The organism is Thermoactinospora rubra (assembly GCF_002093975.1).
GTDB classification, from domain to species: domain Bacteria; phylum Actinomycetota; class Actinomycetes; order Streptosporangiales; family Streptosporangiaceae; genus Nonomuraea; species Nonomuraea rubra_A.
Map to the genome: position 1 here is coordinate 1 of NZ_KZ084332.1, position 20,955 is coordinate 20,955.

The window sequence follows — 20,955 nt, forward strand, 5'->3', positions numbered from 1 at the left end:
GGCCGGGTGGCGTATGTGCTGGGGTTGGAGGGGCCGGCGGTGACGGTGGACACGGCGTGTTCCTCCTCGTTGGTGGCCTTGCATCTGGCGGCGCAGGCGGTGCGGTCGGGGGAGTGCGCCCTGGCGTTGGCCGGTGGGGTGACGGTGATGGCCACGCCGGGCACGTTCGTGGACTTCTCCCGGCAGCGGGGGCTGGCGGCCGATGGGCGGTGCAAGGCGTTCGCGGCGGCGGCTGATGGCACCGGCTGGGCCGAGGGGGCCGGGGTGGTGGTGGTGGAGCGGTTGTCGCAGGCGCGGCGGCGCGGTCATCGGGTGTGGGCGGTGCTGCGCGGGTCGGCGGTCAACCAGGACGGTGCCTCCAACGGGTTGACCGCGCCGAACGGGCCGGCCCAGCAGCGGGTGATCCGGGCGGCGCTGGCGAACGCCGGGCTGGCGGCCGCGGAGGTGGATGTGGTGGAGGGGCACGGCACCGGGACGCGGCTGGGGGATCCGATCGAGGCGCAGGCGGTGCTGGCCACCTATGGCCAGGGCCGGCCGGAGGGGCGGCCGGTGTGGCTGGGGTCGGTCAAGTCCAACATCGGGCATGCGCAGGCGGCGGCCGGGGTGGCCGGGGTGATCAAGATGGTGATGGCCATGCGGCACGGCGTGCTGCCCAAGACGTTGCATGTGGATGCGCCCTCCCCGCATGTGGATTGGGCGGCCGGGCGGGTGCGGCTGTTGACCGAGCCGGTGGCCTGGCCGCGGGAGGGCCGGCCGCGGCGGGCGGCGGTGTCGTCGTTCGGGATCAGCGGCACCAACGCGCATGTGATCCTGGAAGAACCCGACCCCGCCCTCACCCCCACGGCTGCTGCGGACTCCACGATTCCCACGGCTCCTGCCGACGGCGCCGCCGGTGCCGATGGTGCTCTCACCGCCGCCGAGGGTGCCAGCGGCGAGGGTGTCGATGTGGTCGCGTCCGCCGGGTTGCCGGTGTGGCCGTTGGTGTTGTCGGCGCGGACCGAGCGGGCGCTGCGGGAGCAGGCGGCCCGGTTCGCCGCCGCCCTGGACACCGCGGACGTGGACACCGGCGTGGACTCCGGTGTTGAGGCCGGTTTCGGGTCTGCCGGGGAGCGGGGCTGGCTGGCCGCGGTGTGCCGGACGGCGGCGGGGCGGGCGGTGTTCGACCACCGGGCGGTGGTCGTGGGCGGCGATGCCGCGCAGCTGCGGGCCGGGCTGCTGGCACTGGCCCACCACGACCAGCCGGACCAGGACGAGTCGGGTCTGCCCGCCAACCCGGACGCCGGAGTGGATGCCGGGGTGGTGGCCGGGTCGCCGCTGCCCGGCCCGGTGGCCTTCNCACCGAGCGGGCGCTGCGGGAGCAGGCGGCCCGGTTCGCCGCCGCCCTGGATCCCGAGGCCTTGGACTCCGGCTTTGATGCTGCCGCGGTGTGCCGGACGGCGGCGCGGCGGGCGGTGTTCGACCACCGGGCGGTGGTCGTGGGCGGCGATGCCGCGCAGCTGCGGGCCGGGCTACTGGCACTGGCCCGCCACGACCAGTCGGGCCCAGGCGAGTCGGGGCTGCCCGCCGGACAGGTGGCCGGGGTGGATGCCGAACTGGGTGCCGGGGTGGTGGCCGGGTCGCCGCTGCCCGGCCCGGTGGCCTTCATCTTCACCGGGCAGGGCTCGCAATGGCCCGGCATGGGCCGGCAGCTGGCCGCCCGGTTCCCGGTCTTCGCCCGGGCGCTGGAGGAGGTGCTCAGCCTCCTGGATCCGGCGGTGGGTGAGGTGATGTGGGGCGGTGATGAGCAGGCCTTGGCGCAGACCGGTATCGCCCAGCCGGCGTTGTTCGCCGTGGAGGTGGCGCTGGCCCGGCTGCTGGAGGCCTGGGGGGTGCGGCCGGATGTGGTGGCCGGGCATTCGGTGGGCGAGATCGCCGCCGCCCACATCGCCGGGGTGCTGTCGCTCCAGGACGCCTGCACCCTCATCACCGCGCGGGCCCGGCTGATGCAGGACCTGCCGGCCGGCGGGGCGATGGTGGCCATCCCCGCCCCCGAAGCCGAAGTGCGCGCCGTACTGGCAGACGGGGTGGACGGGGTGGACATCGCGGCGGTCAACGGCCCGGCCTCCGTGGTGATCGCCGGACCCGAACAGGCCGNGGCCCACATTGCCGGGGTGTTGTCGCTACCGGACGCCTGCACCCTCATCACCGCGCGGGCCCGGTTGATGCAGGAGCTGCCGGCCGGCGGGGCGATGGTGGCCATCGCGGCCCCCGAAGCCGAAGTGCGCGCCGTGCTGGCCGAGGGGCCCGACGGGGTGGACATCGCGGCGGTCAACGGCCCGGCCTCGGTGGTGATCGCCGGACCCGGGCAGGCGGTGGAGGCGGTGGCGGCCCGCTTCCCGAACACCCGCCGGCTGCGGGTCTCCCACGCCTTCCACTCGGCGCTGATGGAGCCGATGCTGCCCGCCTTCACCCCCATCGCGGCCGGCCTGACCTTCCACCCCCCGCAGGTGCCGATCGAGGTGCTGGGTGAGGCCACCGACCCCACCTACTGGGTGCAGCAGGTACGCCGCCCGGTCCGCTTCACCGACCTGATCGACCGCCTGCAAGGCCGGGGGGTGCGCCGGTTCATCGAGATCGGCCCGGATGCGGTGCTGTCGGCCCTGGGCCNAGCCGATGCTGCCCCGGTTCCGCGAGGTGCTGGAGGATCTCCGGTACGGCAGGCCGCGCATCGCGATGGTCTCGACGCTGACCGGCACGCCGGTGGACGAGCTCGGTCCCGGCTACTGGGCGCGCCAGGTGCGTGAGCCGGTGCGGTTCGCCGACGGCGTGGCCGCGCTGCGGCGAGCGGGCGTCACGCGGTTCATCGAGATCGGCCCGGATGCGGTGCTGTCGGCCCTGGGCCCGGCCATCACCGACCAGGCCCTGTTCATCCCCACCCTGCGCCGCGGCCAGGACGAGACCCGCAGCCTGCTGCTGGCGCTGGGCCGGGCCTGGACCGCCGGCCTGGCCCCGGCCTGGCCCGCCCTGCTGCCCCCGGCCCTCCCGGCCGACCTGCCCACCTACCCCTTCCAGCACCGGCGCTACTGGCTCGCCCCGCCACCGGCCACCGACCCGGGCCTGACCGGCCAGGACCCCGCCAACCACCCCATGCTGGCGGCAGTGGTCGCCACACCGGACGACGGCACCGTCACCCTCACCGGGCAGCTGTCGCGGCAGACCCACCCGTGGCTGGCCGGCCACGCCGTCCACGGCACCGTCATCGTCCCGGGTACCGGGCTGGTGGAGCTGGCGTTGCGGGCCGGCCGGGAGGTCGGCGCGACCGGCATCGAGGAGTTGACGCTGGAAGCGCCCATGGTGATCCCGGAAACCGGGACGCTCGCCGTACAGGTGAATGTGGGAGAGCCGGACGAGCACGGCCGCAGGAGCGTGCGGATCCACTCCCGGCCGGAAGGCGGCGAATGGCGCCGTCACGCGGCCGGGTTCCTCGCCGAGTCCGATACGCCGGGCGCGGAGCTGACGGAGTGGCCGCCACCGGCCGCCCAGCCGCTGGACGTGGCGGACGCCTACGACGAGCTGGCCGACCGCGGGTACGCCTACGGGGAGACGTTCCAGGCCCTGAAGGCCGCCTGGCGGCGGGGTGAGGAGGTCTACGCCGAGGTCGCCCTCCCCGAGGACGCCGACACCANCCGCTACTGGCTCACCCCGCCACCGGCCGCCGACCCCGCCGTCACCGGCCAGGACCCCGCCAACCACCCCATGCTCAGCGCGGCGCTGGACGAGGTGGACTCGGACGGTGTCACCTTCACCGGCCAGCTGTCGACGCAGACCCACCCGTGGCTGGCCGACCACGCCGTCCACGGCACCGTCACGGTCCCAGGAGCGGCGTTCGTGGAGCTGGCCCGCCACGCCGCCGACTACGTCGGCTGCGCCGCCATCGAGGAACTGACCCTGCACACCCCCCTCACCATCCCGTCCGGCGGTGCCGTACGCCTGCGCGTCACCGTAGGAGCCAGGGACGCGACCGGCCGCCGGGCGATAGCCGTACACGGCCGAGCCGTCGACGAACCGTGGACCGAGCACGCGAGCGGAACCCTCACCGAGGAGGAGATCCCTCCGGCGACCGCCGGCCAGTGGTGGTCGGGCGCTGACGCCCAGCCGCTCGACATCGCGGACGCCTATGGACGGCTGGCGGACAGCGGCCTGGACTACGGCCCGCTGTTCCAGGGGTTGCAGGCCGCCTGGCGGCGGGGCGAGGAGGTCTACGCCGAGGTCGCCCTCCCCGAGGACGCCGACACCACGGGCTTCGGCCTCCACCCTGCCCTGCTGGACATGACCCTGCACGCCGGTGCTCTCACCGACACCGGCGCGGCGGCGCTGCCCTTCGTCTGGCGCGGCGTCGCCGTACACAAGACCGAGGCCACACGGCTGCGGGTACGGCTCACGCGGCGAGGCGAGCACGACGTGGCACTCGCCGCGGTCGACCCGTCGGGCACGCCGGTCGTGACGGTGGAAACGCTGGTGACCCGGCCGGTGGCCGCAGCCGGAGCCGAGTCCCTCTACCGGACGCAGTGGCGGGACTGCCCAGGCGGCGTGCCGTTCGACGGCACGATCGCTGTGGTCGGCAGCCTCGCGGAGGTGCCCGAGCACGTGCCGGAGGCCGTGGTGCTCCGAATCGAACCGGGCGACGGCCCTGCACCGGAGGCGGCCAGGGCGACAAGCGCGAAGGCGCTCGCGGCCGTCCAGACCTGGCTGCGAGAGGAGCGGTTCCAGAACGCGCGCCTGGCCATCCTGACCGGCACCGGCCTGGCGCACGCGCCGGTGTGGGGCCTGGTCCGCGCGGCCCAGGCCGAGCATCCCGGCAGGTTCGTGCTCATCGAGGCCGGCGAAGCCGATGAGCGGGCGATCAGGGCGGCTCTTGGCACGGCGGAGCCGGAGGTGGCGATCCGCGACGGCGCCCTGCTCGTGCCGCGCTGGACGCGGGCAACCGCGACGGAGGCCGTCTCCATGCCGGAGGCGGTGCTGATCACCGGCGGGACCGGCGGGCTCGGCGCGGCGGTGGCCAGGCATCTGGTCGAGCGGTACGGCGTGCGCGAGCTGGTCCTGGTCAGCAGGCGCGGCGCGGACTCGCCCGGAGCCGAGGAACTACGCTCCTCCCTGACCGCCCGAGGAGCCACGGTGACCATCGTCGCCGCCGACGTCTCCGATCGAGACGCCGTGGCCGAGATCCTCGACCGGCATCCCGTCGGCGGAGTCGTGCACGCCGCGGGCGTCCTGGCCGACACCCTCATCGAGTCGATGACGCCCGACCGGCTCGACACGGTCTTCCGCCCCAAGGTGGACGCCGCGTGGCACCTGCACGAGCTCGGCCGTGATCTGTCGCTGTTCGTGGTGTTCAGCTCCGCCAGCGGCGCCCTGGGCGCCGCCGCCCAGGGCAACTACGCCGCCGCCAACGTCTTCCTCGACCGGCTGGCCGCCCACCGCCGCGAGCTCGGGCTGCCCGCGATCTCCATGGCCTGGGGCCTCTGGGCCGAGGACGGCATGGGCGCCCGGCTCGGCGCCGCGGACCAGGACCGGATCCACCGCTCCGGCATCCACGCGATGTCGACCGAGGAAGGGCTGGCGCTCTTCGACGCCGCCCTGGCGAGCGGAGAGGCGGTCGTCTGCCCGGTACGGCTGGACACCAGGGCACTCCGGGCCGGCGACGAGGACCCGCCTGCGGTGCTGCGTGATCTTGTCCGCCGCCCGTCCAAGCGCCGGGCGGCCGCTCAAGCCGCGGTGTCCTTCCAGGACCGGATCGCCGGGCTGCCCGCCGAGGAGCGGAAGTCCCTCGCCCTGGACCTGGTACGCGCGCAGGTGGCGGCCGTCCTCGGCCACGACAGCACGGAGGACGTCGATCCCCGCCGCCCCTTCAGCGACTTCGGCTTCGACTCGCTCACCGCGGTGGAGTTCCGGAACAAGGTCTCCGCGGCGACCGGCATGCGGCTGCCCACCACGCTGGTCTTCGACTACCCGACGCCGTACGCCCTCGCCGAGCACCTGCTGGCTGAGACGCCCGAGCCCGTGGTGACCACCACCCGGCAGGCCGACGACGACGATCCGGTGGTGATCGTGGGGATGGCGTGCCGGTATCCGGGCGGGGTGGCCTCGCCGGAGGATCTGTGGCGGCTGGTCGCCGACGGGGTGGATGCGATCTCGCCGTTCCCGGAGGATCGGGGCTGGGACGTGGCGGGTCTGTACGATCCCGAGCCGGGTGTGCCGGGCAAGTCGTATGTGCGGCACGGCGGGTTCCTGCACGACGCGGCCGGCTTCGACGCCGACTTCTTCGGCATCTCCCCGCGCGAGGCGCTGGCCATGGACCCGCAGCAGCGGCTGCTGCTGGAGACGGCCTGGGAGGCGATCGAGCATGCCGGCATCGACCCCACCTCGCTGCACGGCAGCGACACGGGGATCTTCGCGGGCATCATGTACAGCGACTACGGCACCAAGCTGACCGCTGTCCCCGACGACCTGGTCGGTTACCTCGGCAACGGCACGCTCAACAGCGTGGCCACCGGCCGGGTGGCGTATGTGCTGGGGTTGGAGGGGCCGGCGGTGACGGNGCATCCGGCCCTGCTGGATGCCTGCTGGCACGCCATGCTGCTGGGAGCCGGGGACGAGCCGCCGCTCGTGCCGTTCGCCTGGACGGGAGTGACGCTGCACCGAGAGGGCGCGAGGCGGGTGCGGGTCCGCATCGCGCCGGCCGGTCGCGACGACATGGTCTCCATGACCGTCGCCGACGAGAACGGGCTCCCGGTGGCCTCGGTCGCGGGACTGGTGCCGCGCCAGGTGTCCGCCGACCAGCTGACCGGCGGTCAGAGGTCGCTCTACCGGATCACGTACACGGCTGTCACCGCCGGGCGCGCGGACACCCGGCGCTGGGCGGTGCTGGGCCCGGACGTCCACGGCCTGGGGTGCCCCGCGTATGACGAGCCGGCGGCGATACCGGACCCGGTTCCCGACGTCGTCGCGTATCACTGCCCGGACCACGACGGCTCTGTGCCGGAGGCCGTGCGCCGGGCGACGACCGGCCTCCTGCGGGTCCTGGCGGCGTGGCTGGCCGAGCCGCGCTTCGCCGCCACCTCGCTGGTGCTCACCCTCGGCGAGGGGCTGGCCGGCGCACCGCTCGCCGGGCTCGTCCGTGCCGCCCAGGCCGAGCATCCCGGCCGCATCGTCCTCGTCCACCTGCGCGATGCCGACACCCGGATGCTCTCCAGGGCCGTCACGCTGGACGAGCCGGAGCTGGTCATCCACGGCCGCGAGATCCGGGTGCCGCGGTTGGCCAGGGTCACCGAGACACGAACCCCGGCCATCGAGGGACCCGTGCTGATCACCGGTGGGACGGGCGGCCTCGGCGCGATCGTCGCCCGCCATCTGGTGCGGAAGTACGGCACAAGCCGGCTGGTGCTGGTCAGCCGGCGCGGCCCGGAGGCGGAGGGCGCGGGCGAGCTGCGAGACGAGCTCACCCGGCTCGGCGCCGCGGTCGAGATCGTGGCCTGCGACGTGGCCGACCGCGAGGCGGTCGCCGCTCTGCTGGCCGCGCACCCCGTGCGGGCGGTCGTGCACGCCGCGGGCGTCGTGGACAACGCCCTGGTCGCCGACCTCACTCCCGAGCAGGTGGACAGGGTGCTGCGGCCCAAGGTGGACGCCGCGTGGAACTTGCACGAACTCACCCACGATCTGTCCGCGTTCGTGCTGTTCTCCTCCTCGGCGGGCACCCTGCTCGGCGCCGGGCAAGGCAACTACGCCGCCGCCAACGCCTTCCTCGACCGGCTGGCCGCCCACCGCCGCGAGCTGGGACTGCCCGCCGTCTCGCTCGGCTGGGGGCTATGGGAGGCCGAGTCGGGCATGGCCGGACTGCTGGACGATGCCGGACGTCAGCGCATGCAGCGGCTCGGCATGCCCGCGCTGGGGACGGACGAGGCGCTGGCGCTGTTCGACGCGGCGCTCGGCGTGGAGGAGGCGGTCGTGCTGCCGATCCGGTTCGACACGGCGGCTCTCCGCTCCCGCGCGGACGAGGTGCCCGCGTTGCTGCGCGGCCTGGTGCCCTCGCGGTCGCGCAAGGCGGTGGAGCACGGCGGTGATCTGCGGCAGCGGCTCGCGGCCGTGAAGGACCCCGAGGCGTTCCTGCTGGAGCTGGTTCGCGGCCACGTGGCGGCGGTGCTGGGATACCAGGGAGCGCAGGCGGTCGACCCCGACCGGGTCTTCCGTGACATGGGCTTCGACTCGCTGGCCGCCGTGGAGCTGCGCAACGCGCTGAGCTCGGCGACCGGGCTGCGGCTGCCGGCGACGCTGGTGTTCGATTATCCGACTGCCGCTTCGCTCGCGAAGCACCTGGGCGACCAGCTCATCGAGCGTGAGGCCGACCCGACGGCCGCGGCGCTGGCGGAAGTGGACCGCCTGGCGGAGGCTCTGCAGCGAATGAACGCCGACCGGGGAGCGGTCGCCGCCCGGCTGGAGGCGCTGCTGCGGAGCTGGCGCGGCGACGCTGGCGAAGAAGCCGGGCAGGACGTCGAGCAGGACATCGAGTCCGCAACGGACGAGGAACTGTTCGCCCTGCTGGACGAGGGCCTCACCAAGTGAGGGAGCCGTCACCGGAGCCTCGCCCCCGGTGACGGCCCCCATAAACAGATGTCACCGGGTGGAACCGTTCCACCCGGTGACATCTGTTATGACGTGCGAAGAGCTATGGCGTGCGAAGAGTTCACCAGCTGATGCGGAGCAGCGACGGGCCGCGGACGATGACGCCGTACTTCCACTCCACGCCCTCCACGCCGTCCGCGAGCTTCATCTCCGGCATGCGGGACAGCAGCGCCTTCAGCGCCTCCTGCAGCTCCAGGCGGGCCAGCTGCGCGCCGATGCAGTAGTGCGAGCCGTGCCCGAACGTCAGGTGCGGGTTGTGCTTGCGAGTGAAGTCGATGGTCTCCGGATTCTCGAAGACCTCGGGGTCGCGGTTCGCGGCGTGCAGGTCGGGCAGCACGGGCTCGCCGGTCCGCACCAGGGTGTCGCCGATCCACACGTCCTCCAGCGCGTAGCGGGCGAACATCGCGGCCGTGTTGATCGGCACGTACCGCAGCAGTTCCTCGACCGCCGACGGGATCAGCTCCGGCTGCGCCTGCAGCTGCTCGAAGAGCTCACGCCGGGTGAGCAGGGTGAAGACGAAACTCGGCAGCGCCGCGGCCACGGTCTCCACACCGCCGGTGAGCAGCCCGGCGCCGGCCAGCGCGAGCAGCTCGTTGTCATCCAGCTTGTTGCCGTTGTCCCGGGCGTAGACCAGCGCGCCGAGCAGGTCGTCGGTGGGCTCCTTACGGCGCTGCGCGACCAGGCCGGCGACGTAGTTGTCCAGCTCGTAGCCGATTTCGAACAGCGTGTCCGACTTGGCGGTCTCGTCGTTGGTGAGGCCGTCGGTCCAGCGCCGGAAAAGATGCCGGTCCTCGAACGGCACGCCGAGCAGGTCGCAGATGACGTTCACCGGCAGCAGCCGCGCCAGGTCCTCCACCACGTCGGCGGGTGGACCCTTCTCGATCATGTCGTCCACCAGCCGCGCGGCCAGGTCGCGCACGCTCGTGCGCATCTGCTCCATCCGGCGCGAGGTGAACGCCTTGGAGACCAGCTTGCGCAGCCGCGTGTGGTCCGGCGGGTCCATGCCCATGATGCCGTCGCCGACCAGCTGCCGGCGCAGCCGCGGCTGGTCCAGCCCCTGGGCGATGGCGCGGCTGAACCGCGGATCCGTCATGACCAGCTTGACGTCGGCGTAGCGGGTGGCCAGCCAGGCCGGCTCGCCGTACGGCATCTGCACCCGGCACAGCGGCTCGGTGGCCCGCAGCTGCTCATAGATCGGGGAGATGCCTATCTCGTGCATGTCGAATGGATAGTCGCGAATGACCGTCACAGTGCCCTCCGGTTCGCCTGCTCCAGGGCCTCCGCGTCGAAGACCCGCTGGATGTGGGACAACGCCTCCATGAGGTCGGCCGCGGTGACGCTCCGGCTGCGACGCCGGCCGACGACGCCGGACAGGGGAAGCGAGCCGATGTCCGCCCACTGCAGCCGTCCGTCGGTGTCGATGAAGCTTCTCGTGCGCCCGGCGTTGTCCGGGTGCACGCAGTACGGCACGTCCAGCAGGCCGCGCCGGAACGCCGTCGACAGGGCGGCGCCGATGTCGCTGCCGCAGTTCAGCACCGCCTCCACGAGCGTGTACGCCTCGGCGTACACCTGGCCGCCGTCCGGTTCCCGGGCCGGCGCGTGGGCGACGGTCCCGCCGGCCACGGCGGCCGCGTGCTCGAGCGCCGAGACGTTCTCCTCGATGGTGGGGATCCGATGCGCCTCGGCGACGGTCTTGACGATGAGCCGCTCGGACCCGGACCTCACCGCGAGCTCGGCCGCCTTGCCGAGCAGGGTCATCGCTCCGGCCGGCGTGCGGGGATAAAGGCCCATGTAGGCGTAGACGACGACGTGCCAGCGCGCGTGCGGCAGCAATTGCGCGCAGAGCCGGCGCAGCGCCGCCAACGCCTCGAGGTCCTGGGCCACGCTGGTCTGCTGGGCGTAGCTGACCGAGATGCTGCGCATGCCGTGCTGGTAGAAGAACATGGCCTCGAGCACGCTCAGCGCCACGAGCTGGCTGGGCGGGCAGAGCTGGCCCATCATGCAGCCGCCGAAGGTCTCGACGTGCGGCTCGCCCTCCACCGAGTCGCGCAGCACCGCACAGCACGCCGCCCAGTTGCGCACCGACTCGGCGAGGGGCGTCCGGCCGTACGGCAGGCAGTACGAGACCGGGCCGCCCTCCGTCGCGTGCAGTCCCGCCGCGGCGAGCGCCTTCATGATGGGCAGCGGCCGGGCGGATCCGTGCCGCACCTGCACCGGGAAGTCGGCGGCCATGACGCCGTCCAGCATGGCGCGCGTGACGTCGGGGTCGTAGTGGACGATCGGGTAGCCGTTCAGCCCGACGCCGTCGCGGAGGGCGCGCTCGACCGACGCCAGGTCCCCGTTCCTGGTGAAGCTGTCCAGGGTGATCGTGCCGACCGTGGTGGCGTTGGCGTTCTTGGTGGCCAGGAGCCCGGCGCGCATCCGGGCCGGGGAGCTCATGCCCATGCGGGGCTGCACCACGAGCTTGCCCGCTCGGTGGCACCGCCGTACGAAATCTCCGAAGTTCACGACGCGACTTCCAGCATCGGCTCGGGCGGTGACAGCGCGGTGAGGAGCCGGCGGAAGGATGCGATGCCCGCGGTGCCGTCGTCGAAGACGGCGTCGAACCCGGCGCTGAGCAGGTCGTCGATGTGGCCGCTGCTCTCCCCGCCGGTGATCCCCAGCTTGCCGCCGATGACCATGGGGATGCCGCGGAGCTCCGGGCAGGCCCGCAGCCGCTGGACGACCCGCAGGCCCTCCTGGTACCCGTGGCCGTTGACGCTGCTGATCACCACCATGGCGGGCAGGCGGGCGCGGCACTCCTGCACCAGCAGGTCGTCGGGCACGCACGGGCCGAGGTTGACCACCTCGTACCCGAGCTCCTCGATGACCAGCTGCAGGTAGACCAGGTTCCAGGTGTGCGCGTCGGAGGCGACGCTGGAGACGATGACGGGCCCGCGCCGGCATCGGGCGATGTCCGTGCGACCTGCGGCCTTGCCGGGGAGGAGGCTCATGCGACCTCCACCCGGCGGTATTCCAGCCGTGTCACCGACTGGATCTCGCCCTGCCGTACCGCCACCTCCACCGGAGCCGGGCGGCCCAGGAAGCTCAGCAGGCTCGCCGTCGGGCCGTACGCGCCGACGTTGGGGACGGTGACCAGGTCGCCGGGCTCGAGGTGGGGCACCTGAACGTCCCGGCCCAGCGTGTCGCCCGGGGTGCACAGCGGGCCCACGAGGGTGGCCACCTCCGTGGCGCCCTCGCCGTCGAGCCGGACCGCGACCGGCAGCAGCCGGCCCAGGCCGGACAGCCCGCCCAGGACGTTGATACCCGCGTCCAGGATGACGAAGGTTCTGCCGCGGCTGCGCTTGACGTTCACCACGCGCGCCAGCAACCTGCCGCAGGAGGCGACCAGGTAGCGGCCGGACTCGCAGGCCAGCCGGGGCGATCCGGCCCGCCATCCCGGCAGGTGCAGGTCGAGCATCGCCTCCAGCTCGGTGCGGAGCTTCTCGTAGCGGGCGGGCTCGCCTCCGGTGGCGTACGGCGCGGCGAACCCGCCGCCGATGTCCAGGAACTCCAGCGGCATGCCCAGCTCGGCGGCCGTGGTGACGACGTGAAGGTACTCCGCCAGGAGCGCGTCTTCGCTCTCGGCGTTGCTCATCGTGAAGAAATGGGCGCCGACCAGCCGCGTTCCCGGCACCGAGGCGAGCGCGGGCATCAGGTCCGGCAGGGTCTCGCTGTCGATGCCGAACTGCGAGGGCCGGCCCATCATCCGGATGCCGGTCGACGCGGCGGCGGAGGCGGTGTTGACGCGCAGCAGGCATCGGGCGACGGTGCCGTGCCGTCGCGCGGCGGCGCCGATGTGCCGCAGGTCGTCCAGCGACTCGGCGGAGAACATCCGGACCCCGGCGGCGAGGGCGGCCTCCAGCTCCGCATCGGTCTTGCCCGGGCCGGTGTAGAGGCACTCGGCGGGGGAGAAGCCGCCGGCGATCGCGGCTTGGAGCTCCCCGGTCGAGCTGATCTCGGCCCGGCAGCCGCCGGCGGACAGGACCCGGCCGATGTCGGGATGCGGGTTGGCCTTGACGGCGTAGAAGAGCTCGAATCCCTCCGGCAGCGCGGAGAACAGGGCGTCGCGCTGGCGGGCGACCGCGTCCAGGTCGTAGACGTACAGCGGGGTGCCGAACCGCTCGGCCAGCTCGCTCATCGTCCGGCTCCCTCCAGCATCTCGGCGAGCCGCCTGGTCGCGTTCTTGCCGTGGTCGGTCAGCGGGAGCTCGTCGAAGACGTAGCAGGCGGCCGGCACCTTCTGCGGCTCCAGGCGCTTGGCCAGCTCCCGCAGGACGACGTGCGGTTCGAGGTCGGTCTCGGCGCACAGCGTCAGATCGCGCTCACCGGAGGGCGGGATGGCGGCGGCCGCCCGCACTCCTGGGATGTCCATGGCGGCGGCCTCGATCTCCAGCGTGCTCATCCGGATGCCCTTGCGCTTGAACATGTCGTCGCGGCGGCCGACGAAGTACAGGTAGCCGTCCTCGTCCAGGTAGCCGTAGTCGCCGGTGTGCAGGCGGAGGGCGCCGGTGCGCTCGTCCCGGCGGAAGGTGCGCGCGCTCAGCTCGGGGGCGCGCCAGTATCCGGGCATGACGTGGGGTCCGGTCACCACGATCTCGCCGACCTCGCCCGGGGGCAGCTCGCCGCCGTCGGCGTCCAGGATCAGGACCCGGGTGCCCCGCAGCGGGCGGCCCACGGAGTCCGGCCGCTCGCGGTCCTGGTCGGGCGGCATGATGGAGATCCGCTTGCACTCGGTCTGACCGAACTGCCGGACGATCCTGGCGCCCGGGAAGAACCGCCGCAGCCGGTCGATGGTGGCGGCGGGCAGGGCGGCGCCGGTGTTGGTGAACATGCGGACGGGCGGAGCGGGCTCCCGGTCACGCTCCGCCAGGGTGACGATCATCGAGGCCAGCGAGGGGACGATCGGCACGATGGTCGCCCCGACCTCGCGCATGCGCTTGAGCAGCAGCAGGTCGGACTCGGTGCCGGCCAGCACGATCTGCGACCGGCCGAGGCAGGAGAGCAGCACCTTGTACAGGCCGTAGTCCCAGTACATCGGGAACCGGCAGAAGACCACGTCGTCGGGGCGGTACCCGAGCTCGGCCTGGATCGCCTCGGTGGCGAAGGTCATCTGGCGATGCGGGCAGATGACCGCCTTGGGCGCCGCCGTACTGCCGGAGGTGTAGATCAGCACGGCGATGTCGTCGGGCCGCACGTCCACCGGCGGAGCCTGCGTGCCCAGCCGCGCCTCCACGTCGGGCCAGAACTCGGCGACGTCCCGGACGACCAGCTTGGGTTCGGCGTTCGCCAGCACCGAGCGCAGGTGGAACTCCTTCATCGCCGGGTTGAGCGGCACGAAGACCGCGCCGCGCCGGGACACGCCGAACATCAGCGCCACCGTTTCCCGGACCGTGGGCAGCAGAGCCGCGACGTGGTCGCCGGGTCCGATCCCCCGGTCGCGCAGCCAGGCCGCGACCGCGTGGCTGTAATCGGCGGTCTCGCGGTAATTCCATACTCCGGCGATATCCCGCACGGCGGGTGCGGACGGCGCCGCCGTGACCGCGTCGTCGAGCAGAGAATGAACGAGCAATGCCGTGATCCCCTTTTTGTTGAAACGCTAGCGCGGGGTGCGCGGCGCGCCATACCCCTATGCGACCCGTATTTTTCCGCCGTGCAGCCCGGCCGCGCGCGCCGCCAGCTCCAGGCGGTCGATCTTGCGATTCGAGTTCAGCGGGAATTCCGGCAGGTGGTGGAAATGCCGGGGAATCATTCCGTCGGGCAGCCGGTCTCGCAGCGCCCGGACGAGATCGGCCGGCGCGATCGGCTCGCCGGTGTAGAAGGCGACCAGCTCGGTGCCCGCGCCCGTGTCGGCCCCGACCACGACCGCGTCGTGGACACCGCAGGCCCGCATGGCGTGCTCGACCTCGGCCGGCTCCACCCGCCAGCCCTGCACCTGGACCTGGGAGTCCCGGCGGCCGAGGTAGGCCAGCTCGCCGCCGGGCAGCACGCGGACCCGGTCGCCGGTGCGGTACCAGCGCTTGCCGTCCCGCTCGAAGAAGCGCCCGCGCTCGTCGGCCGGATCGAGGTAGCCGGGAGTGAGCTGCGGCCCGGCCAGGCACAGCTCGCCCTCGGCGGCGTCGGCCGTACCGTCGTCACCCAGCAGCAGGTAGTCGTGCCCGGGATGGACGCGGCCGATGGGGACCACGCCGTTGATCGCGACGTCCGGGCTCCGCCAGCGGTAGGCGGTGACGGTGATGGTCGCCTCGGTGGGCCCGTAGAGGTTCTCCAGCGTGGAGCGCGAGGCCGCGCGCTGCCAGTCCTCGGCGTCCCGGGACTTCAGCGCCTCCCCGGCGAAGAAGCTCCAGCGCAGGCCGGGCAGGGCGTGCTCGCCGAGCCCGCCCATCCGCCGGATCAGGTCGATGGCGCTCGGGGTGGAGAACCACACGGTCATGCGTTCCTCGGCGAGGAAGGCGGGCAGGTCGCGGTAGGCGCGCGGCGGCACGGCCACCGCGGCGGCCCCCGCGCCCCACGCGCAGAACAGGTCGAAGACCGAGCAGTCGAAGTTCAGGTCGAACGCCTGGGAGAAGACGTCCTCGGCGGTGAAGTCGTAGCGCTCGTCCAGCAGGCGGAAGTAGTGGTCGGTGCCGCCATGGGTGATCACGACGCCCTTGGGGCGGCCGGTGGAGCCCGAGGTGAACAGAATGTAGGCCGGGTCGTCCCGCGCGGCCTTCGCTGGCGCCTCCAGCGCGTGCCGCCGCTCCGGCTGCTCCTCCTCGGGCGCGAGAACCGCCACGTCCGCGCGGTCCTCCAGCACTTCGGGCAGTACGGCGAGGCCGCGCCGATCTGCGATCACCGCCCTGGCGCCGGAGGCCAGCAGCATCTGCCGGGTCCGCGCGGCGGGGAAGTCGGGCCGCAGCGGCACGACGGCCGCGCCCGCGTACAGGGCGGCGAGGATGCCGGGGTAGGCGACGCCGCCCTTGCCCGCCAGCACGCCCACCGCCGGGGTGCCGGTGCGGGCCAGCGCCCCGCCCCAGAGCAGCGCCAGCTCGTGCAGCCGGCGGTAGGTGAGGACCGTGGGCCCGGCCTTCACCGCAATTCCGTCGGGACTGGCGGCCAGCCCCCGGACGAATCGCCGAGCCAGCCCGTCCATACGCGACCTCCACCATAAATAGGGGTTCGACCGACATCGCAGTGATGGTTAACTCGATAACGACCGCCGGTCGTCCTGGCAACCCTTGATTTAAGGAGCGACAGCGAAATGTGGGACGCCCAGTTCGAAGAGCTGCTGCGCAGCTTCCTGCCGTATCTCCCGCCTTCCCAGCCGCTGGCGGAAAATCTCACGCTCCGCGATTTCGGGCTCGATTCCATAGCCACCGTGGAATTGCTCGCCTCGGTGGAGAGCCGGTACGGGATCCGCTTCGAGGACGACTCGCTCAGCATGGAGACCTTCCAGACGCCCGCGAGCCTGTGGAACGCCGTGCAGGCCGCTCAGGCCGTGGCCCGCTGAGCCCGGGGCTGCAGGGCCGTACGCGGGTTGACGGCGACCACCTCGAAGGCCTGCCTGGTCACCGCGACTCGGCCGAACAAGCTGTCCGGGCCGCACACCCGGACGGCGCCGACGTCCAGCCGCTTCAACGCGCCGACCACATCCGGCCAGCGAAGCGGCTGGACGAAGCTTTTCAGCAGCATCTCCCGGATCTCCTCGCCGGTCCGCAGCACCGCGCCGTCCTGGTCCGCGATCACGGGAAGCGCGGGCTCGGCGAAGGTCAGCTTGCCGATCACCTCGTCTTCCGCCTTGCGCCGCAGCGCGCCGAACGCGCTCGCGTGCATCGGCGGGCGCATCGTGTACAGCGACAGCCCGCCGTTGGCGCGGATCTGGCGCGTCAGCCGGTCCAGGTGCCGCTCGCGCAGGGTCACCATGTGGAAGTCCCGGTCGATGTAGCACGAGATCTCCGACCAGGGCAGCTCCGCGAGCATCTCGACGACCCGCTCCCGCGGCACGCGGACGAAGGAGTGCGTCACGACGTCCTGGTGCTCGCTCGCGAAGTACTCCTCCAGGCAGCGCGCCAGCCGTGAGGTCATCCACACCCCGTCGGAGAAGGACAGCGCGCCCACGTAGGCGGCCAGTGGCTTCTCCCCGAAGCTGGGCCCGGTGGCGTACGCCGGGGCTTCGCCGTACTCCTCGTCGGCCCACCGGGCCAGCGCCACGCAGCTGACGAAGAAGGCGACCTGCGCGTATTCGGTGTAGTCCCCCTCGCTGGAGCGCAGCCGCTCCAGCAGGGGGTATCCCAGGCGTGCGTCCGCCTCGGCGACCAGCTTCCTGGCGACCGGGTTGACGACCAGGAACCGTCCGACGTCGGCGAAGCGGATCGGTCCCATTCCGGGGAACACGACGGCTGTGGCACTCATCAGGCCAGCTCCTTCAGAAACCTCGTCACAACCTCGAAGAACCGTTCCGGCTCCTCCAGGTGCGGCACGTGGCTGGAGTTCTCGAAGATCTCCCAGCGCGCGCCCGGGATGAGCTCGTGGAACGGCCGGACGGTCACCGGAGTCGCCTCGTCGTACCGGCCCGAGATCACCAGGGTGGGAACGCCGATGTCGGGCAGCCGGTCCTCGACCGACCAGTCCTTGAGCGTGCCGATCACGTGGAACTCGCTCGGCCCGTTCATCGTGTGGTAGACGGTGGGATTGTCGGCCGTGTCCATGAACGAGGCGAGGTAGTCCCTGGGCCACGGCACGACCCGGCACACGTGCCTGTCGTAGAAGACCCGCATGGCGGTGAAGTACTCCTGACTGTCGGTGGTGCCCGCCGCCTCGTGCTTGCGCAGGACGGCGTCCACCTCCGGCGGCAGCGCGGCGCGCAGCACCTCCATCTCCTGCCGCCAGAGCCGGTAGGAGGCGGGGGAGTTGGCGATCACCAGACCGCGCAGGCCGCCGGGCCGGTCCGCGGCGTGCCGGGCCGCCAGCATGCCGCCCCACGAGTGGCCGAACAGGACATAGTTGTCGGCCAGCCCCAGGCTCCGCAGCAGGTTGTCGAGCTCCTCGAGGAACAGCTCCACGGTCCAGAAGTCCGGCCCGGCGTCCGGCAGGTGCGTGGAGCCGCCGCTGCCGAGCTGGTCGTAGTGCAGCACCGGCCACCCCTCCCGGTTGAGCTCGGTCAGGGAGAGGAGGTAGTCGTGGGTGCTGCCGGGGCCACCGTGCAGCACCACGACGGTCGGCAGGTGTGTGGTGCCGGGTGTTCCGGTCATGCGGTACCACGTGCGCCACCCGCGAAAAGGCACAGTTCCCTTGGCAGGCATGCTCCTGTCTAACGGTGCGCCGGGACGCCGGCCAACCCCTTAGGGGTGGCACCCCAGATTCGGCGGGAGCCGTGGTCACGCCTGCCGCGGCCGGTTAGCGTCCGGAGCGTGCGCGTCATGCTGATCGTCTTCCCGACCAGAACACACGTCTACAGCATGGCTCCGGTCGGCTGGGCCCTGCGTGCCGCCGGACACGAGGTGCGCTACGTCGGCCCGCGCAACCCGGCGGAGATCGAGCCGTTCCTGGAGACCGGCCTTGAGTCCATGTGGTTCGGTGCCGACCTGGACATCGCCCGTGAGCGCAAGCTTGGCAGCGAGGCGATGGACGGGCCGTACAAGCTCTCGGAGTCCAGGCCGGAGCGCTACACCGAGGACTACGTGCGATCCGTCTACCACACCTGGGCCGGTGTCTTCCGGTGGACCTCTCCCGATCGGCTGCTGGAGGAACTGCTGCAGTTCGCTCGGCAGTGGCGGCCCGACCTGGTGGTCTGGGATCCGATGATGTACGCCGGGCCCCTGGTCGCCCACGCGGTGGGCGCCGCCCACGTGCGGATGCTCTACGCGGCCGACCAGACCGCCCGCATCAGCTTCCAGTACCAGGAGCTGGGCGAACCGGACCCGGTCGTGGCGTGGATGGCGGACTGGCTGGGCAGGCACGGCTGCACGTTCGACGACAGCCTGCGCTTCGGCATGGCCACCATCGACCCGTCGCCGTCCTACATCCGTTACGACCTCGACGTCGACTACATCCCCGTCCGCTTCGTCCCGGTGAACCGGCCGTTGCCCATTCCGCGCTGGGTGGTGGAGCCGCCCTCCCGTCCCCGGGTCCTGCTCACCTTGGGAGTCTCCAACCGCCAGGTGCACGGGCGGGAGGAGGCATCGGTCGCCGCCTTGCTCGAAGGGCTGCGCCCGCTGGACGTCGAGGTCATCGCCACGCTCAGCGCCGATCAGCTGGCCGGCGTCGGCCGGGTTCCCGACAATGTCCGTGCGGTGGACTTCGTTCCCATGAACGAGGCTCTCGCCACCTGCTCGGCCATCGTTCACCAGGGCGGGGGCGCCACCATCGGCAACGCCGTGATCAACGGCGTGCCGCAGCTCATCGTCCCGGGCACCACGTGGAGCGAGCGGGCTTCCGCGCTCGCGCAGGAGAAGCGCGGCAACGGCCTGCTGCTCGACCTCGAGGACGTCACTCCCGAGGCCGTTCGCGACCGGGTGGAACGGCTGATCTGCGAGCCGTCGTTCGCCAGGTGCGCCGCCGAGGTCCAGCAGGAGATGCTGGCCACGCCGACCCTCTCGGAGATCGTTCCCGACCTCGAAGCGATGTGCGCGAAGTAACGCGCTCGACGTGCCGGCCGTCTTCTCCGGTCCGTTCAGGGCTCGGCTCGTCCGATGGCTACGACCGGCTGTGCCGGGCCGCGGGAGTGCCGGCCGCGGTGACCTCGGCGATCCAGGAGTGGTAATGGGTCACGTCGGTCCAGATGCCGACTCCCGGTTCGCCGTCCGGACCGGTGGAGCAGCCGGCGTCGCCGTCCATGCGGTCGTTCACGTCGTCGCCGTCGCGCGAGGTGACGCCGATCAGTTCCCACCGGCCGGCCACCCGGCGGATCTGCGGACCTCCCGAATCGCCGTTGCAGGCGCTGGCCGCACGGCCGCGCAGGTCGCCCGTGCACAGCTCCGTGCCGCGGTTGAACCCGGAGCATCGGGTGTCGGGCAGGCGGACGGTGTCGAGTTCCTGCAACCGCCGCGAACCGCTCGAACACGCCGGATCGTCCAGGTCGTCGCAGGTCATGCCCCAGCCGATGATGCGGGTCGGCTCCCCCACCCGGCCGGGATCGCCGGCGATGCGGATGGGTTCGAGGTCGACCCGCCGGTCCAGCTGGACGAGCAGGATGTCGTGCTTGCGCGCTCCCCACATGCCGCGCCGGTCGTGGTAGGGGTAGGTGACGACGCGCTCGACACCGGCGAGGACTCCGCCCGTGTCGCGCTCGTGAGAACCGATTCGTACCCGGGTCTTGCCGGGCTTCATGAGTCCCTTGCAGTGGGCGGCCGTGACCACCCAGTCGGGGGCGACGAGGGAGCCGCCGCAGTGGTGTTCGCGCAGTCTGCTCAGCTGGAAGGAGGCCATGAACGGGTAGGCCTCGGTCGCGTCCTTCCCGCCGATGATGGCGGGGCGGCCCGCGCCCGCCGCGGCAGGGGATGCGGCGGTCATCGCGAACCCGGCCGCGATGAGCATGGCGAGCACGACCGATCTTCTGCCGGTTGCCTTGAACACTTCTCTCCCGTCCGCTGGCTTGGTGACTTCTTGAAACTCCCTTGTCCGTACGTAAGCTACACGAACTGCCGATAAGTGGACATAAAGAACAAAAGTGATTTACCTTGGCGGGGAGATCACTGCTGGGCCGCGCTCTCGAAACGCCATGCCGGCGCGGGTCGGAAGTCCCTAAGCGGTCACCGGTTCCAGCAGGCGTGCCCAGGCGGGGGAGGACTCGACGGCGTTGGAGGCCAGCAGGGCGGCGGTTCCCTCGGCGAGGCCGCCGTCGCGGGGTGGCCGGCGTCCCAGGCGGCGATCGCCTCGGCGAGCCCGGGGAGCCGCGGGTCGTCGGCCGCCCAGTCCAGCGCCTGGTCGCAGGCGAGGTAGAGCCGCACGAACTCGGGGTCGTCGAGGGCGGCGCTCTTGGCGGCCACCCACCGCGGAATCGACTCCGGGGCCAGCGCGGCCACCATGATCCACGAGTCGCGTTCGATCCGGATCAGCCGGTCGCTGAACCCGAGCGCCCGCTGCCGATCGTAGTGTGCCTGGCCCACGGCAGGACGCGGTGCTCGCCTCCGGCGACGGACGCGGCCATGTCCCGGTGCATGCGGAGCTTGCCGTCGGTCATCTCCCGCAGGAGTCTCGTGGGCATCGTGAGCTTGAGTGCGGCGTCGACGCCGGTCGCGGTGAGCGCGATCAGCGGCTTGCCGGGCACCGGCCCGGCGGC

17 protein-coding genes and 3 pseudogenes are annotated in these 20,955 nt (G+C 72.3%); 9 read left to right on the forward strand and 11 right to left on the reverse strand.

The window, feature by feature from the left end; genetic code table 11:
* The 7 genes and pseudogenes from BSB02_RS42145 to BSB02_RS43485 form a co-directional block, all read left to right on the forward strand.
* Positions 1-1,227 (forward strand): annotated as a pseudogene (locus tag BSB02_RS42145) (beta-ketoacyl synthase N-terminal-like domain-containing protein); the annotation flags it as partial.
* Positions 1,228-1,676: 449 nt separating this feature from the next.
* On the forward strand, positions 1,677-2,133 hold a 457-nt coding region (locus BSB02_RS43465), incomplete at its 3' end, for an acyltransferase domain-containing protein (protein WP_476756181.1).
* 1 nt (position 2,134) lies between these two features.
* Positions 2,135-2,646: pseudogene (locus BSB02_RS43470) on the forward strand (acyltransferase domain-containing protein); the annotation flags it as partial.
* A gap of 480 nt (positions 2,647-3,126) precedes the next feature.
* On the forward strand, positions 3,127-3,664 hold a 538-nt coding region (locus tag BSB02_RS43475), incomplete at its 3' end, for a polyketide synthase dehydratase domain-containing protein (protein ID WP_420855848.1).
* 71 nt (positions 3,665-3,735) lie between these two features.
* Positions 3,736-6,006, forward strand: a pseudogene (locus tag BSB02_RS43480) (type I polyketide synthase); the annotation flags it as partial.
* A 9-nt stretch (positions 6,007-6,015) separates the two neighbouring features.
* Positions 6,016-6,577 (forward strand): beta-ketoacyl synthase N-terminal-like domain-containing protein (locus BSB02_RS43865; protein WP_476756182.1); only part of this gene is annotated, 562 nt, incomplete at its 3' end.
* 35 nt (positions 6,578-6,612) lie between these two features.
* Positions 6,613-8,598 (forward strand): type I polyketide synthase, encoded by a 1,986-nt coding sequence (locus tag BSB02_RS43485; RefSeq protein ID WP_476756183.1) that lies wholly within the window; start codon positions 6,613-6,615, stop codon positions 8,596-8,598.
* Positions 8,599-8,719: 121 nt separating this feature from the next.
* On the opposite strand, the gene BSB02_RS12105 is transcribed toward BSB02_RS43485, so the two are convergent.
* The 6 genes from BSB02_RS12105 to BSB02_RS12130 are packed head-to-tail and all read right to left on the reverse strand — an operon-like array spanning position 8,720 to position 15,828.
* Entirely contained in the window at positions 8,720-9,877 is a 1,158-nt protein-coding gene (locus BSB02_RS12105) for a cytochrome P450 (protein ID WP_084958985.1), read from the reverse strand.
* Positions 9,878-9,903: 26 nt separating this feature from the next.
* Positions 9,904-11,166, reverse strand: coding sequence for a methylaspartate mutase (locus BSB02_RS12110; RefSeq protein ID WP_084958863.1), 1,263 nt, complete (start codon positions 11,164-11,166; stop codon positions 9,904-9,906).
* Positions 11,163-11,651: a cobalamin B12-binding domain-containing protein gene (locus BSB02_RS41075; protein WP_084958864.1), complete on the reverse strand. Its 489-nt coding sequence runs from the start codon at positions 11,649-11,651 to the stop codon at positions 11,163-11,165. The genes BSB02_RS12110 and BSB02_RS41075 overlap by 4 nt, the downstream gene beginning before the upstream one ends.
* Positions 11,648-12,838, reverse strand: a complete 1,191-nt coding sequence (locus tag BSB02_RS12120; protein ID WP_084958865.1) for a type III PLP-dependent enzyme domain-containing protein — start codon at positions 12,836-12,838, stop codon at positions 11,648-11,650. The genes BSB02_RS41075 and BSB02_RS12120 overlap by 4 nt, the downstream gene beginning before the upstream one ends.
* Positions 12,835-14,268 carry an AMP-binding protein gene (locus tag BSB02_RS12125; protein ID WP_240506375.1) on the reverse strand — a complete coding sequence of 478 codons (1,434 nt, stop codon included), beginning with the start codon at positions 14,266-14,268 and terminating at the stop codon, positions 12,835-12,837. The genes BSB02_RS12120 and BSB02_RS12125 overlap by 4 nt, the downstream gene beginning before the upstream one ends.
* A gap of 57 nt (positions 14,269-14,325) precedes the next feature.
* Positions 14,326-15,828 carry an AMP-binding protein gene (locus tag BSB02_RS12130; RefSeq protein WP_084958866.1) on the reverse strand — a complete coding sequence of 501 codons (1,503 nt, stop codon included), beginning with the start codon at positions 15,826-15,828 and terminating at the stop codon, positions 14,326-14,328.
* A gap of 108 nt (positions 15,829-15,936) precedes the next feature.
* On the opposite strand from BSB02_RS12130, the gene BSB02_RS12135 reads away from it, so the two are divergent.
* Positions 15,937-16,185 carry an acyl carrier protein gene (locus tag BSB02_RS12135; protein WP_084958867.1) on the forward strand — a complete coding sequence of 83 codons (249 nt, stop codon included), beginning with the start codon at positions 15,937-15,939 and terminating at the stop codon, positions 16,183-16,185.
* Here BSB02_RS12135 and BSB02_RS12140 read toward each other — a convergent pair.
* Together BSB02_RS12140 and BSB02_RS12145 are read right to left on the reverse strand one after the other, a co-directional pair.
* Positions 16,167-17,087 carry an ACP S-malonyltransferase gene (locus BSB02_RS12140; RefSeq protein WP_240506376.1) on the reverse strand — a complete coding sequence of 307 codons (921 nt, stop codon included), beginning with the start codon at positions 17,085-17,087 and terminating at the stop codon, positions 16,167-16,169. The two genes, BSB02_RS12135 and BSB02_RS12140, sit on opposite strands and share 19 nt — an antisense overlap.
* The gene (locus BSB02_RS12145; RefSeq protein ID WP_084958869.1) at positions 17,087-17,977 is read right to left on the reverse strand and encodes a proline iminopeptidase-family hydrolase; all 891 of its coding nucleotides are present in this window, start codon (positions 17,975-17,977) and stop codon (positions 17,087-17,089) included. Before BSB02_RS12145 ends, BSB02_RS12140 begins: the two co-directional genes overlap by 1 nt.
* Positions 17,978-18,094: 117 nt before the next feature.
* On the opposite strand from BSB02_RS12145, the gene BSB02_RS12150 reads away from it, so the two are divergent.
* Positions 18,095-19,312 carry a nucleotide disphospho-sugar-binding domain-containing protein gene (locus tag BSB02_RS12150; protein ID WP_240506397.1) on the forward strand — a complete coding sequence of 406 codons (1,218 nt, stop codon included), beginning with the start codon at positions 18,095-18,097 and terminating at the stop codon, positions 19,310-19,312.
* 58 nt (positions 19,313-19,370) lie between these two features.
* On the opposite strand, the gene BSB02_RS12155 is transcribed toward BSB02_RS12150, so the two are convergent.
* From BSB02_RS12155 to BSB02_RS40545, 3 genes are all read right to left on the reverse strand, one after another.
* Positions 19,371-20,249: a S1 family peptidase gene (locus tag BSB02_RS12155; RefSeq protein WP_206184648.1), complete on the reverse strand. Its 879-nt coding sequence runs from the start codon at positions 20,247-20,249 to the stop codon at positions 19,371-19,373.
* Positions 20,250-20,425: 176 nt separating this feature from the next.
* Complete coding sequence (locus BSB02_RS12160) at positions 20,426-20,782, reverse strand: hypothetical protein (protein ID WP_084958870.1); 357 nt, start codon at positions 20,780-20,782, stop codon at positions 20,426-20,428.
* A complete protein-coding gene (locus tag BSB02_RS40545) occupies positions 20,728-20,943 on the reverse strand; it encodes a hypothetical protein (protein ID WP_158088609.1) in 216 nt (71 codons plus the stop codon). The genes BSB02_RS12160 and BSB02_RS40545 overlap by 55 nt, the downstream gene beginning before the upstream one ends.
* Positions 20,944-20,955: the final 12 nt, after the last annotated feature.

Excerpts from the sequence above, each read along its gene's own strand:
- BSB02_RS12150 (WP_240506397.1), top strand. The coding sequence starts at position 18,095 with ATGCTGATCGTCTTCCCGACCAGAACACACGTCTACAGCATGGCTCCG.
- BSB02_RS12105 (WP_084958985.1), bottom strand. The coding sequence starts at position 9,877 with ATGCACGAGATAGGCATCTCCCCGATCTATGAGCAGCTGCGGGCCACC.
- BSB02_RS43485 (WP_476756183.1), top strand. The coding sequence starts at position 6,613 with ATGCTGCTGGGAGCCGGGGACGAGCCGCCGCTCGTGCCGTTCGCCTGG.
- BSB02_RS12135 (WP_084958867.1), top strand. The coding sequence starts at position 15,937 with ATGTGGGACGCCCAGTTCGAAGAGCTGCTGCGCAGCTTCCTGCCGTAT.
- BSB02_RS12120 (WP_084958865.1), bottom strand. The coding sequence starts at position 12,838 with ATGAGCGAGCTGGCCGAGCGGTTCGGCACCCCGCTGTACGTCTACGAC.
- BSB02_RS41075 (WP_084958864.1), bottom strand. The coding sequence starts at position 11,651 with ATGAGCCTCCTCCCCGGCAAGGCCGCAGGTCGCACGGACATCGCCCGA.
- BSB02_RS12130 (WP_084958866.1), bottom strand. The coding sequence starts at position 15,828 with ATGGACGGGCTGGCTCGGCGATTCGTCCGGGGGCTGGCCGCCAGTCCC.
- BSB02_RS12140 (WP_240506376.1), bottom strand. The coding sequence starts at position 17,087 with ATGAGTGCCACAGCCGTCGTGTTCCCCGGAATGGGACCGATCCGCTTC.
- BSB02_RS12145 (WP_084958869.1), bottom strand. The coding sequence starts at position 17,977 with ATGCCTGCCAAGGGAACTGTGCCTTTTCGCGGGTGGCGCACGTGGTAC.